The 12,111-nt window shown below is 62.2% G+C and carries 9 protein-coding genes; 3 read left to right on the forward strand and 6 right to left on the reverse strand.

The genetic code is table 11. The features are described from left to right. The first annotated feature begins 93 nt into the window (after positions 1-93). Positions 94-1,620, forward strand: a complete 1,527-nt coding sequence (locus PXH66_RS22865; protein WP_330929581.1) for a PEP-CTERM sorting domain-containing protein — start codon at positions 94-96, stop codon at positions 1,618-1,620. Here the strand turns inward: PXH66_RS22865 and PXH66_RS22870 are convergent. Beyond that, positions 1,610-2,152 carry a hypothetical protein gene (locus PXH66_RS22870; protein WP_330929582.1) on the reverse strand — a complete coding sequence of 181 codons (543 nt, stop codon included), beginning with the start codon at positions 2,150-2,152 and terminating at the stop codon, positions 1,610-1,612. The two genes, PXH66_RS22865 and PXH66_RS22870, sit on opposite strands and share 11 nt — an antisense overlap. A 234-nt stretch (positions 2,153-2,386) precedes the next feature. Here PXH66_RS22870 and PXH66_RS22875 point away from each other — a divergent pair, with 234 nt between their 5' ends. Further along, positions 2,387-5,275 (forward strand): TonB-dependent siderophore receptor, encoded by a 2,889-nt coding sequence (locus tag PXH66_RS22875; protein WP_330929583.1) that lies wholly within the window; start codon positions 2,387-2,389, stop codon positions 5,273-5,275. 236 nt (positions 5,276-5,511) lie between these two features. Here the strand turns inward: PXH66_RS22875 and PXH66_RS22880 are convergent, their stop codons facing one another. After that, positions 5,512-6,792 carry a glycoside hydrolase family 2 TIM barrel-domain containing protein gene (locus PXH66_RS22880; protein ID WP_330929584.1) on the reverse strand — a complete coding sequence of 427 codons (1,281 nt, stop codon included), beginning with the start codon at positions 6,790-6,792 and terminating at the stop codon, positions 5,512-5,514. 166 nt (positions 6,793-6,958) lie between these two features. On the opposite strand from PXH66_RS22880, the gene PXH66_RS22885 reads away from it, so the two are divergent. After that, positions 6,959-8,020 (forward strand): LacI family DNA-binding transcriptional regulator, encoded by a 1,062-nt coding sequence (locus PXH66_RS22885; RefSeq protein ID WP_330929585.1) that lies wholly within the window; start codon positions 6,959-6,961, stop codon positions 8,018-8,020. 310 nt (positions 8,021-8,330) lie between these two features. Here PXH66_RS22885 and PXH66_RS22890 read toward each other — a convergent pair whose 3' ends face one another. From PXH66_RS22890 to PXH66_RS22905, 4 genes are all read right to left on the reverse strand, one after another. Further along, positions 8,331-8,837 carry an REP-associated tyrosine transposase gene (locus PXH66_RS22890; protein ID WP_330932174.1) on the reverse strand — a complete coding sequence of 169 codons (507 nt, stop codon included), beginning with the start codon at positions 8,835-8,837 and terminating at the stop codon, positions 8,331-8,333. A 182-nt stretch (positions 8,838-9,019) separates the two neighbouring features. Next, positions 9,020-9,511 (reverse strand): REP-associated tyrosine transposase, encoded by a 492-nt coding sequence (locus tag PXH66_RS22895; protein ID WP_330932175.1) that lies wholly within the window; start codon positions 9,509-9,511, stop codon positions 9,020-9,022. Between the two features lie 159 nt (positions 9,512-9,670). Next, a complete protein-coding gene (locus PXH66_RS22900; RefSeq protein ID WP_330928271.1) occupies positions 9,671-11,053 on the reverse strand; it encodes an MFS transporter in 1,383 nt (460 codons plus the stop codon). Positions 11,054-11,294: 241 nt separating this feature from the next. After that, positions 11,295-12,071 carry a LytR/AlgR family response regulator transcription factor gene (locus PXH66_RS22905; protein ID WP_330928270.1) on the reverse strand — a complete coding sequence of 259 codons (777 nt, stop codon included), beginning with the start codon at positions 12,069-12,071 and terminating at the stop codon, positions 11,295-11,297. Between the last annotated feature and the right edge of the window lie 40 nt (positions 12,072-12,111).

A 12,111-nucleotide genomic window follows, 5' to 3' on the forward strand; every position in this document is an offset into this window, starting at 1 on the left:
AGCGCGGATGATTGAGCGTTCCCCCGGATATCCGGGGCGGTCGCCCGCGGTTAGCATGCAGGAATGCGATTCATCATATCGGTATGCGTGGGCGTGTCCGCTGCTTCGTTTTTGCCGGGTCAGGAATTCTCCCTGTGGGCGACTCACGGCGCGGCAATTTCGTATGACAGCAATACGGGAGTGCTGACCGCGATCACGGGTAACGACTCGAACTACCATTGGAACAAATCGAGTTGGGCGGGACGCACCGGTTTGAAGGCGTTTGCGACGACGGGCGCTTTCAACGGGCAAACGGTGGACGCGGCGTTCGACAGTCTGACCTGGACCAATGTCGCGGGGGACTCCGGCGATGCCTATTTCAACATCATGGTGCAGGATGCCGAGGGGCACCGGGCCATACTGGCGCCGCGCTACTACGGGACCAATGTCAACGCGGTGGAGGCCTCGGGTTTTGTGACCGACAATACTCAAAACTGGTATTCCATTTTCGAGGCGGAAGCGGGTTGGTCGGGCACTGGCGCCACGGGCTTCGGGGCGGCGACCTGGGACGACATCAAGGACCTCACGATTGCAAACGGTCCGTTTGCCGAGTTCCCCGACACCTTGACCGGGGCGGCGACAGGACAGGGGGATGAGATTTACGCCGTAAGCAACTGGGCGAGTTGGGCGTCGGACTACGGTTCGGCCGGAGCCCAATCGCACGGGGTGTTGATCACCTTTGGTCAGTCGACCGGCACGACTCCGGTCGTGACGCAAATTGGAGGTATTGAGATCAATGATACGCCGGTTACATTTGCGGCCAACGGCAATCAGGCGGTGGTCGCGCCCACGGCGGGCAGCGCCGCCTTCACTACGCTCACGGCGGATGCGCGCACCACGGTGGCCGTGGCGGAGTCGGCCACATTGGACAGTCTGACGGCCACGGGAGGGGTGGGCACGACCCGGGTGGTGTGGGCCGATGACGCCGTGGTGACGCTGGCGGACGCGGGCACCGCCAGCGTGGGCTCCGGCGCGGAATTCACCGGCACTGGCCGGATCGTGGGCGGATTGACGGTGGCTTCGGGCGGAACACTGAGCGGAGATATTGCCGTGAGTGGCACCACCACGATTGCATCCGGCGGAGTGTTTGCCCCCGGCTTCTCGCCGGGTGCGATTTACAGCAGCGGAGACCTGTTAATCGCCGATGGCGGGAAACTGATCTTTGAGCTCGGTGGGCTCACGGCCGCGACGGGTTCCTTCACCGACCCGACGACGGGGCAATTTGATCAGCTTTTCTATGGCGGGGCGGTGACGATCGGCGCGGGCGCGATCCTGCAACTGACGGACTACAACGACTTCGAGGTGGCGGCCGGCGAGACGTTCAATCTCCTTTACGCGGCGGGCGGGATCACGATCGATCCCGGGGTCGTGCTGACGAGCGTGGGAGGTCTGACCGCATTTGATTTCACCGTGCAGGTGCAGCCAGGACTCGCGTTCAATGGCGACGGCGGGAGCTACGACGTGTTGCAGATTACGGCGGTGTCGGCGGTGCCGGAGCCAGCCACGGCAGGCGCGATCTGCGGGCTCGCGGGCGTGATGTTGGCAGGGGGGCGGCGTCGTCGCCGCGTGCTCAGTCTCTGAACCCGCCGAGTTCGCGTTTGTCGCGCTCGATGTCGATGAGACTCACGCCGCGAAATGTCAGGGTGAGGGTTTCGATGCTTTGGGTGCGTTGTTGATTTTGCACGGGTTCATCGAGCCAGCGTAAAATACCGGTAATCGGGTCGTAGTAGGGGACCTTTTCCATGACGGCGACGACGGTCTTATAATGCGGGGTGTGTTCGATGCGGTAGGTCCAGGTTTCGCGCATGCCGTTGGAATTGTTGCCGGAGATCGAGGCCAGCGGTTCTCCCAACCATTCCAGCACCTGAGGTTTGTGCATGCCGATGCGGAGGTGGTCGGCCCGTTTGGCCAGAACGAGGGCGGGGGTTTTGCTCGGTTGAGGTTCGGACGCCGGGCTTTGGCACCCCGTGCTCAGCCCGCCAAGCGCGAGGGCGGCCGCGGCCGCAAAAATACGGCGCAGACCGTCTCCCGATGACAGTCGTTTTACGGGGCCTCCGGGGCTTGGTGACAGGGCCGGGAAACTGGGGCGGGAGGGGAGGGTTGAAGAGGTCATAGCGAGGGTGGGAGGAATGACGAGTCGTTGAGAATAAACCCCGAAAACCGCTGCACCTACGGCAATTTTTTGCAGCCGATGCCTCGCTGGAAATGAGACTCACCGCGACGGATGGCGCGGTTTTGAACACATGAAGTGCATAAAATTGCATTGACGGAACCAGAGTAATGCACATTTATGCAACAAACGGCAACCCCGCAGGCCTGCGCCTCGCCGTTCAACCCTGAAAACGCCATGACTTATCCTGCCCTTCCTCGCCGCGCGTTTGCGTTGGCCAGTTTGTTATTCGTCCCGCTGCTATCTGCACAGGTGACCACGTCCGAAGCTGCCAACTCCGACGTCGAAGATGATGTGATCGAACTCAACCCGTTCACCGTAGACTCCACCTTAGACAAAGGTTATCGGGCCACCAACTCGATCTCCGGTTCGCGCATCAGCACGGCCATCAAGGAAATCCCGATGCCCATCGAGGTCATCACGGAGGACTTCCTCAAGGACGTGGGCGCGACCGATTTGCGCCAAAGCCTGCGTTACAGTGCGGGCGTCGTGCTGCAGTCGCAAAACACGCAGGGCGTGAACAGCTTTTATGGCCCGGGTGGGGTGAACAACCCCGAGAGTGTGACGGCCGACAAGAACCAGACCACGATCAAACTGCGCGGCTACGTGACCGACGTCGTGCTGCGCGACGGTTTTCGGCGGCAGAGTGCCACTGACTCGATCAACATCGGCCGTATCGAGGTCGTGCGGGGACCGGCGGCGTTGCTATACGGTATCGGAAACTTCGGTGGCATCGTAAACTACATGCCCAAGACGCCGTCCACGGAAGCGTCCACCGATCTTGCGGTGAGCGTTGGCACCGACGGTTTCCTGCGCGGCACGTTTGATACGACGGGACCTTTGGGCGAGCGCTGGGACGCGGCCTACCGGGTTTCCGGTGCCGCCCAAAAGACCGGCAACTACACCGAGCTCTACGACGAGGATCACATTTTCGTGGCCCCGAGTTTCAGTTTCAAACCCACCGAGAAAACCGACGTGTTGGTGGATCTTGAATACGGCGAGCAAACTGAGACCGGCGTGGGTTTCCTCAGCGTGCGCGCCCGTTCCGACATCAACGGTGTCGACCAGGCCGACCGTTTGCAGAGTTCCGGCTTTGTGCAGTTTGCGGGCAAGGATCCCCGCACGTTCCGTTGGTCCGGCCCCGATACCTATCGCGAGACCGAGCAATACAATGTGCGCTTCCAGGTGTCGCAGGAAATTTTTGAGAATCTCAATCTGCTCGCCGGTTACAACACGTCCCAGGTCATCTACAACGGCCGCGATGTAAACGGCGCCATGGAGCAAAACATCGGCCCGGTGGCGCTGCGCGACACCATCCGCGTCGTGCCGATCGACTCGGCCAACGGCAGCAGCGAGTTCATCGAAACCGAGACGCCCAACACGATCTTCAAATACAATTGGGCCGACAACTACGAGCAGGCTCAGCGCGAGCAGGCCCGGGTGGAACTGAACTACCAGTTCGATATTCTCGAAGACAGTAAATGGCTCGGTATCGACAGCAGTCTGCTCGTCGGCCGCTCCTACGAAAAGGCCGAGAAACTCACCCGCCTCACGCGCACCCGCGACACGTTCTTCAACTACAAGAACCCGACCGACACGTCCTACATCCGCTTCGGCACCCAAGGTGACGGCACCGCCGATGTCGACATGGTGCGCATCAACCACATCGATTCCACGGGTCGCAACACCGGCGACTATGCCGTGTATCAGGGCAAGCTGCTCGACAATCGACTCTCCATCGTCGCCGGCATGCGTCGCGACCGTAACGACTTCGGGGTCGAGCAGGACACGTTCTATCCGACCATGGACAGCACATCTTCGCGTCGTCCGGTGCAAAAGGAGGACACCTCTCAGTTCGGCGCGACTTTCCGCCTCCTGCCGCAGGTCAGTATCTACGGTCTCAAGTCCGAAGGTCTGCAGCCCAACTTCGACGGTTTGCGCGATGCCTCCGGCGATCCGCTCGGCCCCGTCAGCGCCCGCAGCGAAGAGATCGGCCTCAAGGTCGACTTCATGGACGGCAAGATTTCCGGCACCATCAGCAGCTTTAAGATCGAGCGCAAAGGTGTGCCGTTCGGCCAATGGTGGATGCCCACGCTCAAGGGCAACTTCGATACCAGCCGTCCCATCATTTACAACGTCGGCAACTTCAGTCCGGCGTCCGCGCCCGGCGGCTCCAACGGTGGCAACGGAGCGGCTGACGCTGCCATCGCCGAATGGAATGCCGGCGTGAGTTCCGGGGCGATTTATCAGCACGACGAAGGCGGCACCACCAGCTGGTATGTGAACGCCTCCGAGGCCACTGGTGCGGCTTACCTCGACCAGGTGTTCAACCTCACCAAGACGACCATGCCGGGCTGGGCCGGTTGGCTCTACACCGAGGACGGCCACACCAACAACAGCTTCAACGACATCGGCAACGCCGACGGTTGGCAGGCCTACGTCCAGCAGGAAGACGAGTCGAAGGGCTGGGATGCCCAGATCCTCTTCACCCCGACGGACAACTTCCAGTTCCTCGTGTCCTACGCGCACGTCGAACGCGAGATCACCAACCCCGGTCGCTTCGTCGATTACCCCGTGCCCGACAATCGCTGGGCCGTCTGGTATTTCCCCGATGGCAACTGGGGTCTCACCGGCTACTCGCTCGATGAAGTCTACACCGACCCGACGCGCACGTCCACCTGGACCGGCATCGGCTGGGGTGCGGGCGAATCACGCGATGACACGCCCGATCACGCCATCAGCAGCTGGGCCAACTACTCCTTCAATGACGGACCGCTCGCCGGACTCTCCATCGGTCTCGGTGGCCAATGGGAATCCGAGCGCGAATACTTCTCCGGCATCACGGTGGCCGGGCAAAAGCAGACCGACGGCAACGGCGACCTCATTGTGCTCAAGCACAAGTCCCGGCTGAACCTCGACCTCATGGCCCGCTACGAATTCTCGCTGCGTGATCACGACGCCTACGTGCAGCTCAACATCAACAACCTCCTCAACGACGAAGATCTCTACGGTCTCATCTACGCGCCCGGCATGTCCGGTCGCATGGAGTTTGGCTATCGTTTCTAAGCGGACTAAGCGCTTCATTGCATAGGTGTTCAACGCCCGCCCGGTTCGCCGGAGCGGGCGTTTTACGTTGAAAGGCGCCGTCGCCGCCACACCTACGGCGCGACGACGCGTGAAGGGACGGAGCGTCCGCCAGCAGGTCGGCTGCGTGGAGATGCGGACCCGGGTCCGAAGGCGGGAAAACGGGAACGGCTGCGCCCGCCGGTAGGCCGCGAGCTCGCTCGCGCTCTCCGCCCCACCTACTCGACCTTGAACGGGAAGTTTCCCGCCGCGCCGCCGCCGTGGCCGTCGCGCACGTAGAGGAATACTCGATACGCGCCGGGCTCCGCCGGCAGCCGCAAATCGACCGTGGCTCCGTTTTGCTTCACCACGCAGCCGGCAATGACGGGAGGTCGTTCCTCCGGATCGCCCCCAAACTTGCGATCATGCGTTTCGGCCACGACCTGCCAGTCAAATTGCAACTCCGCTCCGGCCGGAGCGGTCACGTCGGCCGTCACCGTGTGCTGGGATCCGACCGCGATGGTTTTTTCCCGAAAGTCCGCCTGTAAGCCATGAATGACCGGACTGGGGTGGATGGGTTCAACGCCGGTCCAGGATCGGACCATCGCGTCGATCGACGGCGTCTTCTCTCCGCTGGGCAGAAACATGCTGAACCACGTGGCGGTGGTCTCCTGTTTCTGTCCCCATAAAAAGCAGAACGTCCCGAGACACAGCTGGCGTTTCGCGGCGATCATAGCCCGATGGGCGTTGGCGTAAGTCGCGGCTTTTTCGGCCGAGGTGGGCTCGATCGGTGCGCCCCAGGACGTGGTCTCAATCTCCCAGTGGCCGACCGGCCCGAATTCCGTGATCAGGTAAGGACGCTCCCAACCTTGGGCGGCCAAGGCGTCGTCCACGCCTTCGGCTCCACCGTAAATATTGATGCCGAGTAAATCCATCGCGGAGTAATGGGGCATCATGGCCCGCACCTTGTCGTTGTAGGTGCCGGCGAGAATGGTGCACACCGGATGGTCCGGGTCCGCCGCTTTGACGAGGCGGGCGAGCACCTCGAGTTCGCGCCAGATGCGCGGATCGCTGCCGTCCTCCTCCATCTCATTGCCGAGGCCCCACATGAGCACGGCCGCATGATCTTTGTAACGCCGCACCGTCGTGAGGATGCGTTCGCGTTGGCGTTGCAAGGCCGCCTCGTCGCCGTAGTCAAAACCATGACGGGGATGATCGACCCACAATCCCACCAGCACGCACAAGCCGAGACGGGCGGCGCGATCGAGCAGCGGTTCGCCGGATGCGTCCGGACCGAGTTGTTCCACGCCCCAGGTGCGGATCGTATTGCCGCCCGACTCGCGCAACACCTCGAGTTGCTCGTAACCGCCGGCCCCGCGAATCACATAGGGCTCGCCATTGCGTCGCAGCTGCCAGGTGCCGTCGGAAGCCTGTTCCAGTGTCACGCGGGCCGGGTCGGCCGAGAGCGATAATGGCAGGGAGGCCAAGCCCAGTGCGCAACCAAGTCCCAATCGATTCATGGCTGATGAAAAGACGGTGGGGCAGAGGGAGCAAGTGCAATAGATGCATAAAATTGCATAAAAGATTGCATTGAGATACCTACGACTTACGCGTTGAGCTGTAAGGTGAAGCCCGTTTCGTTGAGCCGACCGGCTCGTTTTTGTTTCACTGTATTCGTTTCTCCCCATGGCCAAGATCAACCAGCAGTATATCGCCAAGGAACTTCAGATCTCGCGGGCGACGGTTTCACGCTGTTTCACGAACCACCCCGGCATTAATCCCAAGACTCGGGCCAAGGTCTTCGCGCTGGCTTCGCGCATGGGTTATGCGCATACGGAGAAGCGCACTCCCGCGGTGCACCAGCGCACGCGCCGGGCGTTGGCTTTCGGGGTGCTGGTGTGTGTGGATCTGCCCAATTTTGATCGCACCGGATACGGCAATCCCGGGCAGGAGTTGCTCAATGGACTCTCCGAGGTGGCGCGGGTGCAAGGCGTGCGACTCGACCTACATTTTGTGCGACCCGAGGACCTGCACATCGACGGCCCGTCCTATGAAGAAATCGTGTCGGACGGTCGTCGCCTCTGGGACGGCGTGGTCCTCATTTATCCGTTCCCGCAGAGTGTGGTCGACGAGTTAAAGGCCACGTTTCCGGTGGTGTCGTTGGTCGAGCAATACGGCCGCACGCCGCTGGACTGCGTCGATGTGGATCACCACCGGGGCATCGAGCGCCTGGTCGAGCATCTGCACTCGCAAGGCCATCGCCGCATTGGGTTTTTTACGTGGCGCTACCCGGTCGAAGCGACCTGGGCGCTACGCCGGTATGGTGCGTTTGTGGAGATGATGACCGCGCGGGGATTGGAGATTGATCCGCAGGACGCGATTAATGTCAGCCCGCGCGACTCCCTGGCGTTGCCCGACGCGCACGCGCGGGTGCGGGAGCGCACTGCCCAAGGCGTGACGGCGTGGATTTGCGCAGCGGATCACCAGGCCTTTGATCTTATGCTCGATCTCAAAGCGGCGGGACTGCGCGTGCCGACCGACGTCTCCATTGTGGGATTCGACGGACTGCAACCTCCGCAAGGAGCCGACAAACTCACCACGATTGAAATCCCCTTTCACCAGATCGGGGTGACCGGCGGGAAACGCCTACTGGATTTGATCAACAAGCGTTTCGATTCCGAGCAACACATCCTCCTCAACTGCGACCTCCGCGACGGCGACACCGTGGCCGCCCCGGCCAAAGCGTAAGGCGAAAGCGCGAGCAAGCTCGCAGCCTACCGAAACGCCCCGGCGCGCTGCCGACACACCTGATTCGTTCACACCACCCACCGTAGGCCGCGAGCTCGCTCGCGCTGGTCAACAAGCGCTTCGATTCCGAGCAGCACGTCCTCATCAACTGCGATCTCCGCGACGATGACTCCGTGGCGGCACCGGCCAAAGCGTAAGGTGAAAGCGCGAGCAAGCTCGCGGCCTACGAAAACGCCCCGACGCGCTTGCCGGCACGCCTGATTCGTTCACACCACCCACCGTAGGCCGCGAGCTCGCTCGCGCTTTTCCGTCACCCTCCGGAGGTTTGTCCGCGATCAAGCCAATGGGGTCGCACGGATGAGTCGTCGGCCGGGGGCCATGCAAACCATGTCGTTTCTTCCGGGCCGATCCACACCTGCGGGTAGTCTTTGGCGGCAGCGACGAGTCTGCCCCGGACGGGATTTGTGACCAGATAGGTCAGCGCCGCGGAGATGTGATCAGCGGGCCTCAGGCGGTGATCGAAGTAGTTGGATTGCCATGACAGACCGGCCGCGGCGAGCTCGCGGCGGGTTTTGGATTTAAGTCGGGCGACCGTGCGGGAGAGCGAGAGCGATCCGGTGATGGTCGCGAGTAGATGCAGGTGATCGGGCATGATGACGGCACCGCGAACGTGCCAATGACGATCGTGTTCGATGGCTCCGGTTTCGGCGCGGATTGATGCGGCGATGGTCGGTGTGTTCAGGCCCCGGTTGCGGTGGTTGGTGCAGAGCGTCAGGAAGTAGGTCGCGCCGGAAATCGAGACTCGTTTTCGCCGCAAAGCTCCGTCTCCTCGCCCCGGCGTATGCATAACGAGACGGTGCGGCAGGGCGAAAGCGCGAGCAAGCTCGCAGCCTACAAAACGCCCCGGCGCGCATGCCGGCACACCTGCGTCTTTCACACCGCCCACCACCCACCGTAGGCCGCGAGCTTGCTCGCGCTCTTCCGCTACCCTCCGGAGGTTTATCCGCGGTCAAGCCAATGGGGTCGCGCGAGCGCGTCATCGGCCGGGGGCCATGCAAACCATGTCGTTTCTTCCGGGCCGATCCACACGTGCGGATAGTCTTTGGTGGCAGCGACGAGTCCGCCCCGGACAGGATTCATGACCAGGTAGGAAAGCGCCGCGGAGACGTGATCATCGGGCCTCAGGCGGTGATCAAAGTAGTTGGATTTCCACGACAGACCGGCGGCGGCGAGCTCGCAGCGGGTTTTGGATTTGAGTCGGGCGACGGTGCGGGAGAGCGAGCGTGACCCCGTGATAACCGCGAGTAGATGCAGGTGATCGGGCATGATGACGGCACCGCGAACGTGCCAATGACGATCGTGTTCGATGGCTCCGGTTTCGGCGCGGATTGATGCGGCGATGGTCGGTGTGTTCAGGCCCCGGTTGCGGTGGTTGGTGCAGAGCGTCAGGAAGTAGGTCGCGCCGGAAATCGAGACTCGGTTTCGCCGCAAAGCTCCGGCACCTCGCCCCGGCGTATGCATAACGAGACGGTGCGGCAGGGCGAAAGCGCGAGCAAGCTCGCAGCCTACCGAAACGCCCCGGCGCGCTGCCGACACACCTGCGTCGTTCACCCACCCGCCGTAGGCCGCGAGCTCGCTCGCGCTCTCCGGTCAGGTGGACTCCGCCGTGGCCAGGTCTTGTTCCATTTGGGCGACGTCGCTTTCGCGCAGGGGGTAGAACCAGATGGCGATCACGCCGCCGATGGCGAATGCCGCGGGTAGGATCGTGAAGAGGAGGCGCACGCCGAGGAGGCTGCTTTCGGTCTGAATATCATTGGCCACAAAGCCGTAGTAGGCGAGCACGATGCCAGGCACGCCGCCGCCGATGGTAAGCCCCATTTTCTGGGCAAACTGGGCGGACGAGAACACCAGGGCGGTGGAGCGATGTCCCAGTTTCCACATGCCGTAATCCGCGGCGTCGGCAAACATGGCCCAGACCAACGCGGGCGTGGGGCCGATGATGAACGTGCCCAGAATATTCACCACCAACATGAGCACCGTGGCCTCCGGCGGGATGAAGAAGAACGACGCCATCGCCAGGGCATTGGCGGCGGAGAGCCAGATCATCAACGACCGCTTGCCCGCGAAACGGGTGAACAGGGGCGTGCACGCCACGCCGGCAATGAGTGCGAGTGTGCCACTGGTCATGAACACGGTGGTGAGGTCGAAAACGCCGAACCACGGCGTGCCGTCATCGCCGACGTAGTATTTGAAATAGTGGACCGTGACCGCGCCGCGAATGGCGACGTTGGCCAGGGTGAGCACACCGGCGATGGACAGGATGACCCAAGGTCGATTGCGCACGAGCAATCCGAGTTCCTTGCGCAGGTCCGGCTTCTGACTGGGCGGAGGCTGCACGCGCTCGCGGGTGGTGAGAAAGGTGAAGACGAACAGTCCCACCGCAACCACCGCAAAGATCGCCATGGTGGCTTGGAAGCCCGCCGCCTCGTTGCCCTCGCCGAACTTGGCGATCAACGGTCGGGCCGCCGCCACGATGAGAAATTGCCCGGCAAACGCGCACACAAATCGGAAGGTCGAAAGCGAGGTGCGCTCCTGCGATGACGGCGTAATCACCCCGAGCATCGCAGAGTAGGGGATGTTGATCGCGGTGTAGACCAGCATCATGAGGATGTAGGTGATGTAGGCGTAGATGAGTTTGCCGGACGCGCTCAGGTCGGGGTTGGCAAACAACAGATAGCCCGCGATGCCGAAGGGCACCGCCATCCACAGCAAGTAGGGGCGATATTTACCCCAGCGCGTTTGCGTGCGATCGGCCAGCGCTCCCATGAGCGGATCGCTCACCGCATCGAAAAAACGAGCGACGATAAACAGCGTGCCGGCGGCGCCGGCGGCCAAACCAAATACGTCCGTGTAGTAGTAAAACAGGAAGACGTTGATGGTGTGAAAAACGAAATTCGACGCCGTATCGCCGAGGCCGTAGCCAAATTTTTCACGAAACGACAGAGGGGCCGGGGTGGGGGCGGAAACGGACATGGGGCGAAGATCGAACGACGATGCGGGGTGGGGCGGAGTGTCCGGAAGCTGGGGAGGCGGGGAGGCGAGTGCAAATTCAATTGCATTAAATTACATTACTGCCGTTCGACTGCATCGCGCGTGGTAGGATCGGACGCGTTCGTGAGGGCTTCGTGCCTGGGGTTGGCATCGGAGCGGAGCCGTTTCCCGGATGTGGGCAGTGGGGGCAAATCCAGGCTGCCGGGTAGGCGTCTCGTTCACGTTACGGGATGATTTGAGCGAGGCCGGCATCGGCCAGTCGCTGCCGCAATTCGGCCACGCAACGCCGACTGGCGGCGATCTCGGGCAATGGCGGTTGGAACGCGAAGCGCACGTCTTCGCCTTCGCCGCGCACGATCGCACGCACATGTTGCAGGTTGATCAACGACTGACGATGCACTCGGGCGAAGATCGAGGCGGGCAATGTGTTTTCCCAGGACTTGAGCGTGCGCAGGGTGAGGTGCTGGGAGCCGTCGGCCAACTGGATCTCGGTGTAGTTTTCACAACTGCGGATCGAGACGATGGCGCGGATTTCAATAAAGCGGGTGGTGTGGCCGGTTTTAACGAAGATGCGGTCTTCGACGGTGAATGGCGGGGCGTTTTCGCGGTCCGACTCCGGTCCCCTCCCGGCCGGGGCGGTCGGCTCGGCGGGGTCGAGCCGATACAGGCTCGCGGAGAGACGTTCGGCGGTCACGGGTTTGAGGAGATAGTCGAGGGCATTGACGTCGAAGGCGCGGACCGCGTAGCGATCGAAGGCGGTCACGAAGATCACCCGGGCGTGGGGAGGAATGTGTTCGAGCAGGTCGAAGCCGGTGCCGCCGCGCAGTTGAATGTCCAGAAAGACGAGATCGTAGTCCGTGGCCGCCAGGCGTTCGCGCGCCTCGTTGAGGGTGCCGGCCTCTCCGACAATGGTGATGTCCGCATGCGCTTGCAGCAGGCGGCGCAGTTCGATTCGCGCGAGTGGTTCGTCGTCAATGAGCAAGGCGTGGCGGGAAGGCATGAGGAAGTGAAAATGTAAAAAAGGTGGAGACGGAAATCTG

The sequence above is a fragment of the Synoicihabitans lomoniglobus genome, from assembly GCF_029023725.1.
GTDB classification, from domain to species: domain Bacteria; phylum Verrucomicrobiota; class Verrucomicrobiia; order Opitutales; family Opitutaceae; genus Actomonas; species Actomonas lomonigloba.